General features: G+C 68.3%; 23 protein-coding genes. 7 read left to right on the top strand and 16 right to left on the bottom strand.

The window, feature by feature from the left end; translation table 11 throughout:
• Positions 1–556: 556 nt before the first annotated feature.
• The 3 genes from AB0E96_RS07910 to AB0E96_RS07900 all read right to left on the bottom strand — a co-directional run bounded on the left by AB0E96_RS07910 (position 557) and on the right by AB0E96_RS07900 (position 2,191).
• Complete coding sequence (locus AB0E96_RS07910) at positions 557–1,357, bottom strand: TIGR03936 family radical SAM-associated protein (RefSeq protein WP_359819958.1); 801 nt, start codon at positions 1,355–1,357, stop codon at positions 557–559.
• 169 nt (positions 1,358–1,526) lie between these two features.
• Positions 1,527–1,955: a PIN domain nuclease gene (locus AB0E96_RS07905; protein WP_359819957.1), complete on the bottom strand. Its 429-nt coding sequence runs from the start codon at positions 1,953–1,955 to the stop codon at positions 1,527–1,529.
• Entirely contained in the window at positions 1,931–2,191 is a 261-nt protein-coding gene (locus AB0E96_RS07900; protein WP_359819954.1) for a type II toxin-antitoxin system VapB family antitoxin, read from the bottom strand. The genes AB0E96_RS07905 and AB0E96_RS07900 overlap by 25 nt, the downstream gene beginning before the upstream one ends.
• Positions 2,192–2,426: 235 nt before the next feature.
• Between AB0E96_RS07900 and AB0E96_RS07895 the strand changes: the two genes are divergently transcribed.
• Both AB0E96_RS07895 and AB0E96_RS07890 read left to right on the top strand, forming a co-directional pair.
• Positions 2,427–2,594, top strand: a complete 168-nt coding sequence (locus AB0E96_RS07895; RefSeq protein WP_359819952.1) for a hypothetical protein — start codon at positions 2,427–2,429, stop codon at positions 2,592–2,594.
• Complete coding sequence (locus tag AB0E96_RS07890) at positions 2,588–4,039, top strand: recombinase family protein (protein WP_359819949.1); 1,452 nt, start codon at positions 2,588–2,590, stop codon at positions 4,037–4,039. Before AB0E96_RS07895 ends, AB0E96_RS07890 begins: the two co-directional genes overlap by 7 nt.
• Positions 4,040–4,079: 40 nt before the next feature.
• Here AB0E96_RS07890 and AB0E96_RS07885 read toward each other — a convergent pair whose 3' ends face one another.
• The 6 genes from AB0E96_RS07885 to AB0E96_RS07860 all read right to left on the bottom strand — a co-directional run bounded on the left by AB0E96_RS07885 (position 4,080) and on the right by AB0E96_RS07860 (position 7,844).
• Positions 4,080–4,241 carry a hypothetical protein gene (locus tag AB0E96_RS07885; protein ID WP_359819946.1) on the bottom strand — a complete coding sequence of 54 codons (162 nt, stop codon included), beginning with the start codon at positions 4,239–4,241 and terminating at the stop codon, positions 4,080–4,082.
• Positions 4,238–5,662, bottom strand: coding sequence for a replication initiator (locus tag AB0E96_RS07880; protein WP_359819943.1), 1,425 nt, complete (start codon positions 5,660–5,662; stop codon positions 4,238–4,240). The genes AB0E96_RS07885 and AB0E96_RS07880 overlap by 4 nt, the downstream gene beginning before the upstream one ends.
• A gap of 187 nt (positions 5,663–5,849) precedes the next feature.
• Complete coding sequence (locus tag AB0E96_RS07875) at positions 5,850–5,981, bottom strand: hypothetical protein (RefSeq protein WP_359819940.1); 132 nt, start codon at positions 5,979–5,981, stop codon at positions 5,850–5,852.
• Positions 5,981–7,288, bottom strand: coding sequence for an FtsK/SpoIIIE domain-containing protein (locus tag AB0E96_RS07870; protein ID WP_359819937.1), 1,308 nt, complete (start codon positions 7,286–7,288; stop codon positions 5,981–5,983). Before AB0E96_RS07870 ends, AB0E96_RS07875 begins: the two co-directional genes overlap by 1 nt.
• On the bottom strand, positions 7,285–7,491 hold the full coding sequence (locus AB0E96_RS07865; protein WP_359819935.1) for a hypothetical protein: 207 nt from the start codon (positions 7,489–7,491) through the stop codon (positions 7,285–7,287). Before AB0E96_RS07865 ends, AB0E96_RS07870 begins: the two co-directional genes overlap by 4 nt.
• Positions 7,491–7,844 (bottom strand): hypothetical protein, encoded by a 354-nt coding sequence (locus AB0E96_RS07860; RefSeq protein ID WP_359819964.1) that lies wholly within the window; start codon positions 7,842–7,844, stop codon positions 7,491–7,493. The genes AB0E96_RS07865 and AB0E96_RS07860 overlap by 1 nt, the downstream gene beginning before the upstream one ends.
• A 253-nt stretch (positions 7,845–8,097) precedes the next feature.
• On the opposite strand from AB0E96_RS07860, the gene AB0E96_RS07855 reads away from it, so the two are divergent.
• Together AB0E96_RS07855 and AB0E96_RS07850 are read left to right on the top strand one after the other, a co-directional pair.
• Positions 8,098–8,871, top strand: coding sequence for a GntR family transcriptional regulator (locus tag AB0E96_RS07855; protein WP_359819933.1), 774 nt, complete (start codon positions 8,098–8,100; stop codon positions 8,869–8,871).
• A 79-nt stretch (positions 8,872–8,950) separates the two neighbouring features.
• Positions 8,951–10,180, top strand: a complete 1,230-nt coding sequence (locus AB0E96_RS07850) for an IS30 family transposase (RefSeq protein ID WP_359819930.1) — start codon at positions 8,951–8,953, stop codon at positions 10,178–10,180.
• Between the two features lie 415 nt (positions 10,181–10,595).
• Here the strand turns inward: AB0E96_RS07850 and AB0E96_RS07845 are convergent, their stop codons facing one another.
• From AB0E96_RS07845 to AB0E96_RS07835, 3 genes are read right to left on the bottom strand one after another with little or no spacing between them, the layout of a single operon-like run.
• Complete coding sequence (locus tag AB0E96_RS07845) at positions 10,596–10,982, bottom strand: PIN domain nuclease (RefSeq protein ID WP_359819927.1); 387 nt, start codon at positions 10,980–10,982, stop codon at positions 10,596–10,598.
• 29 nt (positions 10,983–11,011) lie between these two features.
• Positions 11,012–11,212: a type II toxin-antitoxin system VapB family antitoxin gene (locus AB0E96_RS07840; protein ID WP_359819925.1), complete on the bottom strand. Its 201-nt coding sequence runs from the start codon at positions 11,210–11,212 to the stop codon at positions 11,012–11,014.
• On the bottom strand, positions 11,184–12,011 hold the full coding sequence (locus AB0E96_RS07835) for a hypothetical protein (protein ID WP_359819922.1): 828 nt from the start codon (positions 12,009–12,011) through the stop codon (positions 11,184–11,186). The genes AB0E96_RS07840 and AB0E96_RS07835 overlap by 29 nt, the downstream gene beginning before the upstream one ends.
• A gap of 336 nt (positions 12,012–12,347) precedes the next feature.
• On the opposite strand from AB0E96_RS07835, the gene AB0E96_RS07830 reads away from it, so the two are divergent.
• Positions 12,348–12,542 carry a hypothetical protein gene (locus AB0E96_RS07830; RefSeq protein WP_359819921.1) on the top strand — a complete coding sequence of 65 codons (195 nt, stop codon included), beginning with the start codon at positions 12,348–12,350 and terminating at the stop codon, positions 12,540–12,542.
• A gap of 191 nt (positions 12,543–12,733) precedes the next feature.
• On the top strand, positions 12,734–12,934 hold the full coding sequence (locus AB0E96_RS07825; protein WP_359819918.1) for a hypothetical protein: 201 nt from the start codon (positions 12,734–12,736) through the stop codon (positions 12,932–12,934).
• 223 nt (positions 12,935–13,157) lie between these two features.
• On the opposite strand, the gene AB0E96_RS07820 is transcribed toward AB0E96_RS07825, so the two are convergent.
• The 4 genes from AB0E96_RS07820 to AB0E96_RS07805 form a co-directional block, all read right to left on the bottom strand.
• Positions 13,158–13,451 carry a hypothetical protein gene (locus tag AB0E96_RS07820; RefSeq protein ID WP_359819915.1) on the bottom strand — a complete coding sequence of 98 codons (294 nt, stop codon included), beginning with the start codon at positions 13,449–13,451 and terminating at the stop codon, positions 13,158–13,160.
• 161 nt (positions 13,452–13,612) lie between these two features.
• Positions 13,613–13,900 carry a hypothetical protein gene (locus AB0E96_RS07815; protein ID WP_359819913.1) on the bottom strand — a complete coding sequence of 96 codons (288 nt, stop codon included), beginning with the start codon at positions 13,898–13,900 and terminating at the stop codon, positions 13,613–13,615.
• Complete coding sequence (locus AB0E96_RS07810; protein ID WP_359819911.1) at positions 13,897–14,214, bottom strand: hypothetical protein; 318 nt, start codon at positions 14,212–14,214, stop codon at positions 13,897–13,899. Before AB0E96_RS07810 ends, AB0E96_RS07815 begins: the two co-directional genes overlap by 4 nt.
• A gap of 148 nt (positions 14,215–14,362) precedes the next feature.
• Positions 14,363–14,827: an ATP-binding protein gene (locus AB0E96_RS07805; RefSeq protein ID WP_359819908.1), complete on the bottom strand. Its 465-nt coding sequence runs from the start codon at positions 14,825–14,827 to the stop codon at positions 14,363–14,365.
• Positions 14,828–15,000: 173 nt separating this feature from the next.
• Here AB0E96_RS07805 and AB0E96_RS07800 point away from each other — a divergent pair, with 173 nt between their 5' ends.
• On the top strand, positions 15,001–16,122 hold the full coding sequence (locus tag AB0E96_RS07800; RefSeq protein ID WP_359819906.1) for a hypothetical protein: 1,122 nt from the start codon (positions 15,001–15,003) through the stop codon (positions 16,120–16,122).
• Positions 16,123–16,132 lie beyond the last annotated feature (10 nt).

Here is a 16,132-nt window from a genome sequence, read left to right as displayed (position 1 = left end):
CCCGGGAATGTGCGCCCGGACCCTCGTGGCGGCGCTGGTGTCCGCCTACCCTGGTGGTGTGGGTGACCCGCGACGCGGCGGACGCGCCCTCGCCGCCGGTCACGGCGGTCTCGTTCTGTTCCGTTGCGGCAGTCTGCTGCGGATCGGTGTTATCGAGCATGCGGGTGGATCTCCCGTCAGGCCCCCGGGCTCCGCATCCGGGCACGGCACGACACCGATGGGCGGCCGGCATCGCGAGGATGCCCGGACCGGACCCTTTGACGGTGCCGCCGTGCGGACGCGAGGCCGCACAGGGGCTCGTAGTCTCGCTCGGCGCCCCGCACACGGCGGGGTGTCGAAAGTCTTCTGGTCTGACCAGTCTTCTGAGGTTTTCCCAAGCTGCGCCGTCCCCCAACCCCGGGTGGCTCCCGGACGGGGTCCCGGACCGGCCGACCTTCCTGGTCGGCAGGCCCCGGGTGGCAGGCCTGCGCTGCAACGACGCTCGCTCCCCTGGGGAGCCGCGGGAACCCTGGAGGACCGTCGGGCCCAGTGAGGCACTGGGCCCGGCCTCCCCCCGCTAGGCGGACGCGGTAGCGTGCGGCCCTGCGGCCGGCTCCGAGCCGACCGGGGCCGCGGCGCGGTCGAGCGCCAGCGGGTCGGTCACCGTGCCGGTCTCCTCGTCGAGCGGCCCCTGCGCCAGCCTGGTCACCTCTGCGGGGACCGGCGGCGCCAGGTCGGCCGTCACACGGAGACCGGACAATACGTCGTCGGGTCGTACGGCGGGTGTGGCGTGTCGTACTACCAGGCGCAGTATCGCACAGGGACGGCCGGTACGAACATCGCGGTCGGTTTCCGTCCCGGCGCCCGCACCCGTCTCGACCTGGGCCGGGACGGCTTCCAGCGCCGCCACCGCGCCCCGCGCGTCGAAGACCCGCAGGCCGTTCTTGGTGCGGCGCTCGACCTCGACGCTCTCGGCGGCGAGGAAGCTCGCGACCGCCGCGGCGGCCACGTCGGGCTCGATGCCGTCCAGCCGGAGCAGCCACTCGGAGGCCTCCAGGCGCTCCACGAAGTTCGGCGTGCGCACCTCGACCGCGTCGATCACGTCCAGGCCCGTCGGCAGCGACTCGTCCAGCTGCGCCCGCAGCTGCTCGGGGTCGCGGACAGCGGCCAGGCCGATCTCCAGGTACTCCGCCTCGCTCGCCACCCCGGTCGGGGCCGCGTTGGCGTAGGAGACCTTCGGGTGCGGGGTGAAGCCGGCCGAGTAGGCCATCGGAACGGCGGACCGGCGCAGGGCGCGCTCGAAGGCGCGCTGGAAGTCGCGGTGGCTGGTGAAGCGGAGCCGGCCGCGCTTGGTGTAGCGGAGACGAATCCGCTGCACCGTCGGCGCGGGCGGCGGACCGTCGGGCGTACGGCGTGCCAGGGTCGCTCAGTCCTTAGTCAGTTGTCCCCGTCCGGCGCGGCGTCTTCCCGCCGCTGTCCGGACTCTGTCACCTCAAAGGGTACGCGCCCCGCCACCCCCTCGCTCCGCCCCTGGTCAGAGCCGGTCCTCAGTCCAGCGACCCGGGCTCGGCCAGCCACCTGGCCTTGAGGTCGGCGTGCTTGGCGATGGTCTCGAAGTCCCGGTCGTAGTGCAGCACGGTCAGCCCGTGGTGCATCGCCGTGACGGCGACCACAAGGTCGACCACACCCGCGGACCGATGGCTGCCCGTTTCGGCGAGCAGCAGTTGCAGGGCCTGGATGTCACGCCAGACCTCATCAGGCACGACCCACCAGGTATACAACCGCTCGAACTGCACTCGCATCGCCCGCATTTCGGCAGCCGACCGGGCCGAGTACAGCAGCTCGCCCTCAGTCGGAGCGCACATGCCGATCGCCCCCGACGCCAGGGCCTCACCCCAGAGTGACAACGCCGACGGCTTCGTGATCAACCGCGCCGCCGCCGAGGTGTCGATCAGGAAGCCTTCCCGAGCTCCCATTCAGCCCCACCCTGCTTTCCGCGCCGGACCTCGTCCTTGAACCCGGGCTCCAGCAACTTGTCGAACGCGCCGTCCTCAGCGAGCCGCATCAGCTCCTGCAGTGCGAGCTCCCTGCGTCGCCGTGCTCCTATCTCGGCGAGCGCGGCGTTGACAGTGTCCTTCTTCGTCGTGGTCCCGAGCACTTCGGCGGCCAGGGCCAGCGCCTCTTCATCGAGGTCGATCATCGTCTTGGCCATACTCTACACCTCCAATCGGATATATCACCTACCCACCCATGACAATACAATGGGTATCGTGGAAAAAACATCGAACCCCGCGCCGATCCATCCAGCGCGGGGTTCGATGTTTATCTGACTACTTATTGACGACCGTCAGCGGCAGCATCTTCTTGCCCGTCGGGCCAATCTGGATCTGGATGTCCATCTGGGGCTAAATGGAGGCCACCCCACAACCGTCGAGGGGGTCACCGACATGGCGAAGCGCACCCGTACGGCACGTGCCGCGCAGCAGAGGACGTACACGGTCGAGACCGAGTGGACCGCCGCGGATCTGGCACTGCTGGAGGAGCTGAAGAGAGTCGAGGCCGCCCTTCCGGCGGACGCGCCCGGGCACTCCTCTCGGTCCGGCTGTCCGTGCTGACGGAGGACACCACCTCCCCCGTCCGCCAGGAGCTCGACCTCCGCCGCGAAGCCCTGAACCGGGGGTGCCGGGTGGTCGGCGTCGCCAGCGACCTGAACGTGTCCGCGACCAAGGTGCCCCCGTGGAAGCGGAAGCAGCTGGGCGACTGGCTGAACAACCGGTCGCCGGAGTTCGACGTGCTGCTGTTCTGGAAGCTCGACCGGTTCATCCGCCGGCTCTCCGACCTGAACACGATGATCGACTGGGCGTTGAAGTACGGGAAGAACCTGGTCTCCAAGCACGACTCGATCGACCTGACCACGGTCGTCGGCAAGATCCTGGTGACGCTGATCGGCGGCATCGCGGAGATCGAGGCCACCAATACGAGCACCCGGGTCGCGAGCCTCTGGGACTACGCCAAGACCCAGTCAGCCTGGCTGGTCGGCAAGCCCGCCTTCGGATACACCACCGCCGAGGACGAGAACGGGAACGCCGTCCTCGCCATCGAGGCCGACGCTCACAAGGCCCTGCACTGGTGCCGACGCATGGCCCGTCGAGGCGTCTCCGCCACCCGCATGGTCAAACTGCTCAAGCGCGCGGGTCTCGCCAGCGACGGCCTCACGGCCACGACCCTCCTCCGCCAGCTCCGCAACCCCGCCTTGATGGGCTACCGGGTAGAAGAGGAGAAGAAGGGCGGCGCCCGCCGGTCCAAGCTCGTCCTGGACAAGGCCGGGAAGCCCATCCGGGTCGCGGAGGCCGTCTTCGCCAACGATGAGTTCCACGAGCTCCAAGCGGATCTCGACAAGCGCAGCAAGAACCAACCCCAGCGCCAGCCCGGCGGAGCCACGAAGTTCCTCGGGGTCTTCGTCTGCGTCGACTGCGGGACGAACATGCTGGAGCAGCGGAACCGCGTCAAGGATCGGGTGTACGAGTACCTGCGGTGCCAGGGCTGCAAGGGCGGAGGCCTGGGCGCCACCAACCCCGACGCGATCAACGCCAAGCTCGTCCTCGACGTGCTGTCGGTCCTCGGCGACGAGCCCGTGCAGGTGCGCGAGTACGCACGAGGCGCAGAAGCACGCGCCCATGTGGCGCAGCTTGAGGAGTCCATCGCCTACTACATGAAGGAACTGGAGCCCAGCGGCCGATACGCCAAGACCAGGTTCACGCGCGAGCAGGCGGAGGAGACGCTGGACAAGCTGATCACCGAACTCGGGGAGATCGACCCCGAGACCACCGAGGACCGGTGGGTGAACGTGGCCAACGGGAAGACGTTCCGGCAGCAGTGGGAGGACGGCGGTACCGAGGCCATGGCGGCGGACCTCCTGAGGGTGGGCGTCCGCTGCGAGGTCACCCGGACCAAGGTCCAGGGTCAGCGGGCTCCCGCGATCAAACTGCGGCTCCTGATCCCTAAGGACTACCGCGACCGGCTGATCGTGAAGGAGGACGACTTCGCGAGCAAGCTCTGACGGCGGCAGCCCCCGTCATCACGGCGGGGGCTGCTAACCGTCAGTGCTTGGCCGAGTCGTACGGCTCCTCGTGCCCGTCGGCGTCCACGATGACGATCTCGCTCTCGATGACCAGGGCCCGGAGCACCATCGGGCGCAACGGTGCCGGTGCTGCCTCGCACGGACTCGCCGCTGCTCCGGCCCCCGCCTGCTTGGTCGTCACGGTCTCTCCCCTGCCTGCTCCGCGCGGACGATCTCCCGGTTGGTGGCGAGGTCTTCGGCGATGCCGGCAGCGATGAGCGCTTCGGCCGGGGTGTGCCCGGTTCCGACGAAGCGCCAGGCACCTTCGGCCACGGTCCCGTCGTCCCAGTCCGCGTACAGGCCGCAGGCGTGTTCGGCGCGGGCGGCTCTGAGCTGCCCATATGTAGTGGAGTAGGCCCGCGTCTTGGTCAGGCAGTGCCCCCGGTACCCGAGCATGTGGGCCCAGGCCCGAAGCCGCAGGTGCTGAAGTTCGGGCAGGCCGCCGAGGCGCCAGGCAGTGGCGATGAGGGCGCGGACGTGCGGGCTGACCCGCAGGGCCTGTATCTCCGCCAGAGACTCGATGCGACGGTCGACAGCGCCGGCGGCCTCCACACTCTTGCTCGTGTACTTGGCGACGTAGGCCGCCACGGCATCGTCCGAGATGTGCCCGCCACCTCCCTTTATAAGGGGGTGCACATCCAGCTGAGCGCCGAAGCCGAGCCGTCCACCGCCGGAGGCCATCAAGTCGGGACCCGGGAGCGCCACGGCAGCGGCCGCCGAGCGGACGGCTTCCAGCAGGAGGTCTTCTGCTGCCCACGGCGGAGGCGGAGTAGTGGGACCGTCCGGGCCGTCGAGTCTGATGACGGCGTGGAAGTGGACGGCGCCACGCTTCTGGTACTCGGCGACCTTGGCGGTGGAGACCCTGACCAGGGTGCGCACCTCTGAGCGGCCGACGCCCGCCCCGGTGGCGAGGTGGTGGTACAGGTTGTCGCGGAAGGCCTTCCACAGGGCCGGGGCCATGGCGTTCCACAGGACGTGCCCAGGGTAGTCGTAGCAGTCCGCGCAGAGCGGTTGCCCGACGAGCGGGTCAGCCTCCAGGTGGGTTCGACCGCAGCCTTGGCAGCCGCCGTGCTCACACCGTCGACGCCGAGCCGGGTGGCAGTCGCCCGCCCGGTGCACCGGCCCGAACGACGGCGCCGTCAGGGTGACGAACAACCGCGGGTGCGTCCGTACCGTTTCCGGGACGCCTTTGCCGCCGACCAGACCGGAGCGGACCAGGTGGAAGGTGTCGCCGCTGTGCTCCCAGGAGCAGGGCGCGCAGCGGGAGGCCCGCCGGTTGCGGCAGCGGACGGCGAGCCGGCCACCGGGTTCGGTGCCGGTCGAGTAGTGGCGCAGGACTTCGCCGGTGTCGGCGTCGAGGGTGGTGGTGTGCCCAGCGAGGTAGACCGGCTCGGCACACCCACCGGTGGTACGGATCTGCTCCAGCCAGCGGTTCAGGTCCGGCATCTCACCGAGGCGGACGAAGTCACGTTCTGTCGGCGGCAGTTGGCGCAGCCGCGCCTCCCGGTCGAGGAAGGCACGGCGTGCGGTGGGGCCGGTGTACGGGTTGGTGCTGGCGGTCATGGTGGATGTCTCCAGGGCCAGGGTTCGCCGGGCCCCGGCCGGGCCAGGCATGCGGTGGCGCGGCCAGGGGTGGCAATGGGACGGGCGGGCTGGGTGGCTGGTCGGGTTGGCACGGTGATCACGCCTCTCAGGTGGTGTGGGTGAGTCCCTGGACGAGCCAGGTCACCGCGTAGACGACGGGGTCGGCTCAGCCGATGCGGTCGAGGTAGATCCCGAGGACGCCCACGAGGAGGACGTGCCAGATCTTGAGTTCGCCGGAGCGGACCAGGAGGTAGGTGACGAGGGCCAGGACGGCGGTCAGGATGAGAGCGGCGCCCATCAGATGTAGACCCCTTCGTTCGGCTCGTCCGCCGTGTGGAGGCCGGGCCAGGACGGAGCCAGCCGGGCGTACTTCCTTGCCGCTCGGCGTGCCTGTTCGGGGGTGACGTGGACGGACCGGGCGCGGATCCACCGACCGTCGGCGCCAACCGTGATGGCGACGCCCTGCTCAGCGGCGGTGATCTGCTGCGCGGCAGCCAGGGCGTCCTTGTCGAGATCGCCCAGCGCCATCTCCGCCGTCCCGGCATCGTTCACCCGGTGGCAGACCCGGCCGGCCAACTGCGCCCGCAAGGCGGTCACCCCGGGGCCGAGGTCGGAGCCGACCCGTTGCCCCGCGACCACCAGGTGGACGCCCAGAGCGGCACCGAGCTGGGCGAGCCGGAGCAGGTTGGTGGAGATCTCCCCCACCTCCGCCTTGTCGTCCCTGGTCGCCACCAGGTACAGCTCCGCGACCTCGTCCACGATGACGACGACAGGCATCTTGCGAAGCTTCGGCGGCAGGTCCCAGACGGACCGGGCCCCGACCGAGCGGCACAGCTGCATCCGCGCCTCGGTCTCCGCGACCAACTCCGCGAGCAGGTGGGCGACTTCCGCCCTGGTCGCCGCCAGAGCCGACAGCCGGTCCTCGAACAGGGACAGCTCCATGCCGCCCTTGAGGTCGATGCCGAACAGTGCGACGCGTTGCGGGGCGAGTTCCTTCACCAGCGCGGCGATGAGGGTGGACTTCCCGGAGCGGGTCGCGCCGACGATCAGCCAGTGCGGCGCCCGCCGCAGGTCGATCGTCCAGGCCCGGCCGTCCTCCAGCAGCCCTACCACCGCCCTCAGCAGCCGCTGCTTCAACCTGTACGGCACCACGGGCATGGCCAGCGGGTCCCAGGCGAGCGCCGAGAGGGTGACGAACCCTCGCTCGTTCAGGGCCAGCCGCACCGAGTGCACCCGCCAGGCATGGGTGAACGCGTCCAGGGCTTCGGCAAAGTGCTCGGGCACCTGCCCAGGGTGAAGCCGCACCCTCACGTCGACGCCGCCACGCCGGTACTTCGCCACGCCCAGACGGGGCGGAGTCGGCCGCAGCGGATCCCCGCGGACCATCAAGTCCCCGACTCGGGCCCGCCCAGGACGCTTGGCCACGGCGAGGCCGAGGTTCGTGGTCAGACGCCGCCACGTCACGCGGACTCGGACCACCGCAGCCGGGTAGCCGAGCAGGTACCACCAGAGATAGGGGTAGCTGCGCCGCAGCACCGGGGCCATGCTGAGCCCGATCAGCACCGTCGCCAGCATCACGACCCACAGCAGCTGGAGGACGATCACGGCCGCCCCCCGTTCTCCATCGCCGTGTTGTGGGCTTCGGTCTCCAGGTCGCGGGCCTGGCCGGCGGCCTTGCTGGCGACGACGGCGATGTGGTCGAACAGCTGGGCACCGTCGTCGTCCCGGCCGAACGGGTCGACCTCTTCGGCCAGCTCCCCGAGTTCGCGCAGCAGACCGCGCAGGCGCACGCGGGTCGCGCCGCTCATCAGGCGTCGCCGCCCTTGCGCGAGGCCGCCGGAGCGCCGACCGGAACCGGGGTGATGGCGTCAGCCCGGAAGGACAGGCCGTGCCGGTCCCCCATCGCCCAGGAGAAAGCGGTCAGGCCCGTGACGTGCACCCGCACGCCCTCCACCACGCCGACCGGTTCGCCCGACACGCTGATCTCAATGATCGAGGCCCGCCGGCCGTCCTGCCGGACCGCGACCCCGACCGTGTAGACGGTCTGGCCCTCCCGGTCCTTCCTGATCTTCCCAGTCTCGCGGTTCGCGATCCGCGCTTCGGGGGCAACGATGCAGGTCATCGCGCCGAGCCGGGTTCCGTCCACGGGAATGGACTGCATGAGCGCACACTCCTCTGACACCAAGGGCCGCATGACGTCAGTCGTCAAACGTACTTACCTTTGGCGCCTCGATGATGCTCCTCCTTGACGCCCCGACGCAAGCAATTCATGCTTACGTTTAACGGCTAGCAACTGACGACAGACCTAGAGATTCCGCCCGACCAGGGCAGACGACCACAGACGAACCCTCGAAAACGACACGGCACACGCGAAGCGGACCCGCCCCCGGCGCCCGCACCAAGGGGTCAACACCATGGCGATCATTCGGAACGAGGCACTGCACAAGCAGGTGGCGGCGGCGATGCGACAGTCGATCGCCACCGGCGAATGGCCCCCCGGTACCCAGCTGCCCACCGAAACCGATCTCGCCGAGACCTACGGCGTCTCCCGCCCTACCGTCCGCCTCGCGGTCGCCGCCCTCCGCAGCGAGGGCCAGTTGGACGTGAAGCAGGGCCGCGGCACCTTCGTCCGCGCCGCCGTCCACGGCCCGAGCGCCAGCCTGGACCGAACCATCGCCACCCAGGGCGACACCTTCTCGACGCCCATCGATCCCTGGTTCGCCCACGCCGAGGAGCCCACGGTCTACCGCACCCGCACCGACGCCATCACCGGGCCGCTGCTGGAGATGGATCAGGACGAGCTGATGCTCGGCTGCGACCGTCTGCTCACCGACCCCACCGGCAACGGCCGCGCCCTTCACCGCCTCCTACTCCCCATGGAACGCATCGAGGCCACCCCACTCGCCCAACAACCTGCCGCCACCCCGGCCGAGGCCTACGCGGTGCTCGCCGCCGTCGGCCACAGCCTCACCTGGCACGAGCGGGTCAGCGCCCGGGTCCCCCAGCCCGACGAGCGCGAAGCCCTCCAACTCTCCGAAGCCGCCGCCCTCCTGATCGCCCACCGCATCACCTGCGACCAGAACACCGGCCTCCCCCTCATCCTCGAAGAGACCCGCCTCGGCGCCGAAACCACCGCCCTCACCTACGCCATCGACGCCCACAAGCTCAAGCGCGCCACCCCCCGCTAACCATCCCGAACACACCAAAGCCCCCGTGTCCACACTTGGCTTCTAACGGTCGTCGCAACACCCCAGCTGAGGGGATGCGATGGACTTCGAGATCCGAGGGGACAGGAAGCCGCAGGGGCCCAGGAAGCTCCGTGTCGAGCGGGAGGAATACTTCCGGCTCGTGCAGCAGGGCTACAGCAACAAGGAAGCGTCCCGGCTCGTGGGGGTCCACGAGCGGACCGGCCGTGAGTGGCGCCACGGCCGGCCCGAAGGGCGCGTGAAGAGGCCTCGGCCGCCCGCGCAACCGGCGCGTGCGGCCGAGGTTTCTTCACCGCCGGGGCCGTCTCGGTACCTGCGCGAGGACGAGCGGATCCACATCGCCGACCGGCTGCGGGAGAAGGCCACCGTCCGGGCGATCGCGGCCGAGCTGGGCCGCAGCCCGTCCACGGTCAGCCGGGAGATCCAGCGCAACCGCCACCCGGGCAGCGGCAGTTACCGGCCGCACGCCGCGCAGGCCCGCGCCGACGCCCGCCGCCCCCGCCCCAAGCCCGCCAAGATCGCCCACAACCGGGAACTGCGGGACTTCATCCAGCACCACCTGGACCGCAAGTGGAGCCCGGAGCAGATCTGCCAGGCTCTACGGGACACCTTCCCCGCACGTCCGGAGATGCACGTGGCCCACGAGACCGTCTACCGGGCCCTCTACATCCAGGGACGCGGCGAACTGCGCCGGGAGCTCGCCGGTGCCCTGCGGACCGGGCGCGCCCGCCGTGTTCCCCACCGGCAGGCCAACTGCCGCAGGCCACGCTTCATCGACCCCATGGTCATGATCAGCGAGCGCCCCGCCGAGGTCGAGGACAGGGCGGTGCCAGGGCACTGGGAAGGCGACCTGGTCATCGGCAAGGACAACGTCTCCGCCATCGGCACCCTGGTCGAGCGCCACACCCGCTACGTCATGCTCCTGCACCTGCCGAACGGCCGCACCGCCGAACAGGTCCGCGACGCCCTCGTGGACACCGTCCAGGCCCTGCCCGCACACCTGGTGCGGTCGCTGACCTGGGACCAGGGCTCCGAGATGGCCTCGCACGGCTCGTTCACCGTCGCCACCGGCGTCCCGGTCTACTTCTGCGACCCGGCCAGTCCCTGGCAGCGCGGCTCGAACGAGAACACGAACGGACTGCTCCGGCAGTACTTCCCGAAGGGCACCGACCTCGCGGTCCACGGCCCGGAACACCTGGCCTTCGTCGCCGCCGAACTCAACGGCCGCCCACACAAAACGCTCGGCTGGGAAACCCCAGCCGAGCGCCTGCATAAACTCATCGCGGCCTGATCAAACCGACCACGTGTTGCAACGACCCCTAGAAACCGCCCACCGGGCACGGGGGCTGTCGCAACTCTTCTTCACTTACTCAAGGGCGCGCGCCCTGCGCGCGCCGCTGCCCCGCCCTGGGCGGCCGACGCCGGGCGTGCGGGCTGGCGCCCGGTCCCGGCGCGACCGCCCGGACAGGGGCAGCAGGGTGGCTGGGGCGGGCGGCTCCGCGGTTTTACCCACCTCCCCGGCCAGGGACCCGCGTCGAGCAAGACCGGGGGGCCACTCGGCCAAACTGCGGTCAGGCCCAAAAGCCCTGACCGAGTCGCAGCAGCTTACGGCCCCCCGATCATGCTCGACCCCAGACCGGAAAGGACACCGGCCAAAACCGCTCCACCGCCCAAGTTTGCCGCGCAGGCACCGCCACCTGAAGTGCTCAGGCCACACTTCCCCGCGGAACTACCCACTCTCCCTTTTGGCCGGTATGCGCAATGATCCGATCAAAATCTGAGTCATAGTGCAGTAGCGTCAAATTATTTCGCTGGGAAACCGCCGCAATTAGAAGGTCTGGAACCTTTGGGCCGCGATGCTGGGATTTTGCCGCCAGCTCGCGCTGAACCTCAAGGGCCAGTTGAATATCACGCTCGTCAATTTCCAGATATCCAAAGATTGACGCGCGCTCTGCCCGGTTTTCTTCGTATTCACGCGGATTGCGCGAAGAGTAGAGCGCCTCAATATCCAAAACGCCACAAGTTGCCACGAGCCCGCCCACAATAAGGGGGGTAAGGCGGTCGGCAACAGCCTGGTGCTTGAGGCGGTTCATAGCACTATTATCGATCAGATACTTCGGCTCTAGCGCCAAGCTTCGCCTCGCAACCTCTCAAGCTCTTCGGGATCGCGCGAGCGCATCTTTTCGATGAATGAAAGCGCCAACTTCTGACGAACGACCTCTCGAAGTGCAGCGTTCACCGTGTCACGATTACTGCTCGTACCAAGCAGCTTCTGCGCTTGGTCGAGGAATGGCTCATCGATGTTTTCTACGGTTTTTCCCACGCTTGCTCACCTTCTTGGGGGAGTCTCCGCGCTGAAGCATCTTGGCGCAGGTAGGACAGACTGCTCCGGTCATGAAGAAGTGGTTGATTCTAATTGCGATCGGCTCGAATCTATCTGTCGGATTACGACAGTAGTCGCAGGTGAACTCTTCCTCGTCGCCGAGTTTGAACTTGCCATCAAGAGCTGACTGCCGAAGATAAGCGTAGCACTGATCGCAGCGCCACTCCGTGTCGCCAATCAGCAGGTTCCAAGTTTGGGCCGCTAGCGTTTCCAGGTGTCCGCACCGAGGAGCTTCGGCTGTCAGTCGCTTGTCTAGAATACTCCGCGCCCACGCTTCGAACTTCCTCCCCTTCACGTCGACCCGATTTACTACTCGCTCCTCGACCTTCTTCCGAGTGCTTGAATTTATCGCATTCAATGTCTCACCGATTGTGCGACGCGATAGATCATCGTAGTGCTGCTGCAGATTCGGAAGAACATTATCATCCGCAGCAGGACAGTTTCTGCGATGCGGAAACTTGGCCGCGCTAAAGGAAATTTCTTCCAGGTTCCCGAAAGCGCCAATCCCAAACGTGGCATTGCATTCGCCACATTTCCCAGTAAAGGTGGCTTCCCGCCTCAGTCGCAATGCGTACTCAAGAAGTGGCGGCGCGTCAGGCGGAACCACAGGGATAATGAACATCGCATTCCCTACCGCCCACATTTCATCACGGCCTGTTGGCAAAACTGACAAGAGCCGAGGCTCGGTACCCTGCGCGTAGACACCGGCCATCTGCGCCTTGAAATCAGCTTCCCGCATGCGCCCCTCCGCCGCTCTGACTGGAGGCTCAGTGTCCCACGGCAACAGCTAGCGAGTCAGGTCGATGGGCCTGCTGGGAACGGCTAGATGTGGGCGGACCCACCTGATGGTTACGGACGGTGCCGCCGGTAAGCCAGTGCTGGCCGGCCGTTCCACAGGCCGCGAGATCGGGGGTACGTGGCGGTCGGGCGCGGAGCCGGCTTGGCGATAGGTTCGGAGCGCCACGTTTCGCGGGGAGCCGGACAGCCTCTCACGTAGAGCAGGCGTGCAGGCCGCAGGACCCGGACGATGATGGCCCGCATGATGCTCCGCGGTTCACCAACCATGGCCCCCAGGATGCTGCTTCTGGACCGCGTCGACTTCGAGCCCGGCTGCTACGTGTTCGATCTCGATCAACCACTGTTCCTGACCTCTGGAGACCAGATCTGGGCGGAGTGCAGTTCGGTGGTCGTACGGCGCGCGGTCACTGGAGTGCTGGAGCGACCTGCGGGCAACATGAATGCCGAGCGGTGGGCGTACAAGTTGTTGTAGTGCGGCCTGGCTGAGCCATCCGCGACCGGCAGGCTGAGTGTCTAACTGCGCTACAACGGGCACGCACATCGGCGGACGGCCACAGACAGCTGGGGACCGTTCGGGCAGGTCAGCGGCAGCGCTCCCCAAGGTCGTCCAGGTATCCAGGTTGTTCGGGACAAAGAGGCCGGGTCGATCTGTAGTGTGCGGCCATGATGAGAGAGATGGAACCGGCCGGGCCGTTGAGCGACGTTGAGGCCGAGCAGCTCCGGCAGCTGCTGAAGCGCTACCTGTCCCACGAGCTTGATCAGTGGGAGACCTGGAAGAGTGAAACGCCGTATGGGCCGGCCTACGTGATTCTGAGTCGTGCGCTGCCCGACGCGGCGCTGCCGGAGCACTTCCTCGACTTGTGAGCGTGCCACCGGCGTGCCAGATCGGGCGGTACGTGGCGCTCAGTCGTGGGCGCCGGCGGTTCGATGGCCGGGGAACCGGCAGGGTGGCCGAGCCTCAGGTCACGCTGGGTACCGAACGCCTGTCCTTGTAAAAAGGGGGTGAAGCTACCCACTTGCCGCCCCTCATCGCTGGGCTCTGATCTGGAAGGAGCGACCAGCGGGTGGGCTGCCTGCACTGGCCCTGTCACGTCAGTTCGCCACGGGCGTTGGCGGCCAAGCAGAGCAGTTCCTTGAGGCTCATCCAGCCCTCCAGGATGCCCTCAAGGCGGACCAGCGCCCCACCCTGAGCATCGGTGTCGGCGATCGCCCGCAAGTGCGATCGATCCACGCCGCATGCTGCCAACAGGGTGTTCACCTCATCCGCCGTCTGCCGCGCGGCTCTCCAGCCGGCGGCGTAGTCCACTCCCGGCAGCCATACCCATGAGTCAGGGTCGAGGCTCGCCGCCAACTCCGCACCGAAGTCGTCGTCCCCGTCCAACTGTTCTTCAACTCCCCTGGTCAAGAACCGAACCGGCTATCCATGCGCTGGCATGCCGAGGAGCCCGATACCATCGGCATCGGGTTCCGACCCACCGGACCACCCCTCTCCCGCCAAGGTTCCGGGGTGGTCCGGCACGTCTTCAGTTGTCCCTGATCAGGTCAGGTGCGATCCCGCGTCGGCTGCTCGCAGTCGAAGATCCGCCGGAACAGCTCCGCCTCGGTCAGGTCGAGCAGCGGATCGTCAACGCCGGTCTTCTCCCACCAGATCTGCCGCATGAGCAGCATCCGCTCTTCCTGAGCGAAGTCAGGCTCCGTGTACCAGGCCACCGCGTCGCGGTGCGCGGCTCGCCGGCTCGGCGAGACGGCCCGCACCGGCCAGGAGAACTGGCCGTCCAGCAGCCACCAGGTCGAGAGCCGGTCCCATCGGGCCCGCAGATGTCGGATCACTGGGCCGCCCCGGGGCCGGCGGGGTACAGGCGGACCACGGTCGGGGTCAGGCCGACGAATGCCAGGGCCCGCACCTCTCCGTGCGTCGCGAGCCGGCGCCCGATCTCCTGCTCCTCCGACGGCCCGAACAGCTCGGCGAAGTAGGCCTGCTGGTCCGGGCCGAGCGGAAGCGTCTCGACCGCGGCCAGGAGCGCGGCCATCGCCTCCGGCAGCTTCCCGAAGTGCTCGGGCTCCGCGACACCTCGAACTTCCAGGATCACCGGGAAGGGGTACAGGGAGAGCGTCTCCGGCGCATCGGGGACTCCAAGCGGCATCACTTCCCCGACACCTCCCCCGCGCGACGCGGGTGCCACCTGTGAACAGCGACCGTCTGCCCGTTCACCACGATGCTTCGGGTCAGCGCCTTGCTCAGCCCCGCGCCGCAGTAGTAGCACCGAGCCGCCGCCCCGGACGCCCGCCTGCTCATTCCACACCGCCTTCCGGGCCCACCAGGGCCCAAACAATCTTTCCGATGCCTTCGGGTCGGGGCTCGAAGCCCCATTCCCGGGACAGGGCCTCCACCAGGTACAGCCCGCGCCCGGAGACGTCGCTCAGGTCAGCGGCGCACCGGATCGCGGGCTTCTCGCTGCTCGCGTCGTGCACCTCGATCCGCAGGTGGTCGCGCACCACCTCGAACCGGACGGCGATCTCACGCCCAGGCGAAACACGCGCGTGCGTCACCGCGTTGGCCACCAGTTCACCGAGCACCAGCTGGGCGTCGTCCATGAGGACCGGGCCGCCCGGGACGTTCTGAAGGAAGTCACGCAGGTGGTTCCTGGCCACCGTGGCGGACCGCTTGTGCCGCCTGAGCCTCGCCTCGAACGCGGGTATCCCGGGGGCCGGCTTGTAGGGTTCGGAGCCGTCGGGGGGTTCTCCCGAGCTGGTCACGTGCACCGCCTCCCGATGCCCAATGGCGGCCCGAAACCCGGACGTTCCGGCCCTTTACTCCAGGCTGCCGGGAGGAAGTGCGGACTTCGTACCCAAGCTGGTTACCCAATGTGGGTAAACTCACAGTCGATCAACTTGCTTGCAGCGGCTGCTGATCGACGGCAGGAGCAGTGGTGACCGAGGCTCGCGCACCGGACCGGCTCCCAGCGGGTCTGCTGTCCAACCCGGAGATGATCGCTGCGTGTCGAGCGCGAGACTTCGCCGCCGTGTTCCGGCTGCTCAAGACGGCGGGGCTCTACCCGTCGCTCATCGCCCGCGCCTGTGACATGACACCGAGCCGGGTCGGCGAGGTCACCGCCAGAGGGACGGGCCTCAACGCACCGATCGACCCCGATCTCTTCGTCAGCCATCTGCGCGGTGCGATGCCCGGCCACTACAAAGCCGCGAACCTGCTCGGCTTCCGCCACGCGCTCGACGCAGTGACGCGGCACTTCCGACTTCTCGACCGCCTCCAACAGGACGCCGGGGGCCGCGCCCGCGACGAACTGCTCACGATCGGCGCGCGCACCGCGGAGTTCCTGGGCTGGCTGAACCAGGATCTCGGGGACTTCGACCGGGCCCTGTTCTGGTCGGACCGCGCCATGGAGTGGGCGCAGGAGGCCGGCGACGACGTGATGGCCGCCTACGTGCTCTTCCGGAAGAGCAACCAGGCCACCGCCCAGCGCAACGCCCAGAAGACCGTCAGCCTTGCCCGCGCGGCCCAGCGGTCGGTCGGGGCCACTCACCGGATCCGGGCACTGGCGGCGCAGCAGGAGGCGCAGGGCCACGCGATGATGGGCAACCCTCGCTTCGCACAGGCGAAGTTCGACGAGGCTCACGAGATCGCGGCCGCGCCGGACGATTCGCACGCCGACGACGCTCTTGATCTCGCCTACTGCACACCGACCTACATCGAGATGCAGCGCGCGAACTGTCTGATCGAACTCGGCGACCCGCACACGGCCGTGGGCATGTTCGAGGCGGAGCTCCGAGTGCTGCCGCCGGTCTATCGTAACGACCAGGGCGTCTACCTCTCCCGACTGGCGCGGGCCTACGCGGTGTCCGGTGAACCCGAGCAGGCGGTCGCCGCAGCCGACCGTGCACTGTCCATCGCCGTCGACACCGAGTCAGCGCGCGCAATGTCCGAACTATCCACCGCCGGAAAGGCCCTCCAGCGGTGGAGTGCCGTGCCCGAAGTGGCCACGTTCACCCGCCGCCTGGCGCTGATGGGCAGTGGGAGCCCTCTCGACCGCTGACGGTCCGATG

Source organism: Kitasatospora sp. NPDC036755, from assembly GCF_040636595.1.
GTDB lineage: Bacteria > Actinomycetota > Actinomycetes > Streptomycetales > Streptomycetaceae > Kitasatospora.
This window is presented reverse-complemented; position numbering and strand designations above follow the sequence as displayed.

Coding starts and splice junctions, on each gene's coding strand:
- AB0E96_RS07875 (WP_359819940.1), bottom strand. CDS start 5,981: ATGGGCGCCGCTCTCATCCTGACCGCCGTCCTGGCCCTCGTCACCTAC.
- AB0E96_RS07860 (WP_359819964.1), bottom strand. CDS start 7,844: ATGCAGTCCATTCCCGTGGACGGAACCCGGCTCGGCGCGATGACCTGC.
- AB0E96_RS07880 (WP_359819943.1), bottom strand. CDS start 5,662: ATGACCGCCAGCACCAACCCGTACACCGGCCCCACCGCACGCCGTGCC.
- AB0E96_RS07830 (WP_359819921.1), top strand. CDS start 12,348: ATGCTGCTTCTGGACCGCGTCGACTTCGAGCCCGGCTGCTACGTGTTC.
- AB0E96_RS07835 (WP_359819922.1), bottom strand. CDS start 12,011: ATGCGGGAAGCTGATTTCAAGGCGCAGATGGCCGGTGTCTACGCGCAG.
- AB0E96_RS07825 (WP_359819918.1), top strand. CDS start 12,734: ATGATGAGAGAGATGGAACCGGCCGGGCCGTTGAGCGACGTTGAGGCC.
- AB0E96_RS07900 (WP_359819954.1), bottom strand. CDS start 2,191: ATGGCCAAGACGATGATCGACCTCGATGAAGAGGCGCTGGCCCTGGCC.
- AB0E96_RS07855 (WP_359819933.1), top strand. CDS start 8,098: ATGGCGATCATTCGGAACGAGGCACTGCACAAGCAGGTGGCGGCGGCG.
- AB0E96_RS07865 (WP_359819935.1), bottom strand. CDS start 7,491: ATGAGCGGCGCGACCCGCGTGCGCCTGCGCGGTCTGCTGCGCGAACTC.
- AB0E96_RS07810 (WP_359819911.1), bottom strand. CDS start 14,214: ATGCCGCTTGGAGTCCCCGATGCGCCGGAGACGCTCTCCCTGTACCCC.
- AB0E96_RS07895 (WP_359819952.1), top strand. CDS start 2,427: ATGGCGAAGCGCACCCGTACGGCACGTGCCGCGCAGCAGAGGACGTAC.
- AB0E96_RS07905 (WP_359819957.1), bottom strand. CDS start 1,955: ATGGGAGCTCGGGAAGGCTTCCTGATCGACACCTCGGCGGCGGCGCGG.
- AB0E96_RS07845 (WP_359819927.1), bottom strand. CDS start 10,982: ATGAACCGCCTCAAGCACCAGGCTGTTGCCGACCGCCTTACCCCCCTT.
- AB0E96_RS07850 (WP_359819930.1), top strand. CDS start 8,951: ATGGACTTCGAGATCCGAGGGGACAGGAAGCCGCAGGGGCCCAGGAAG.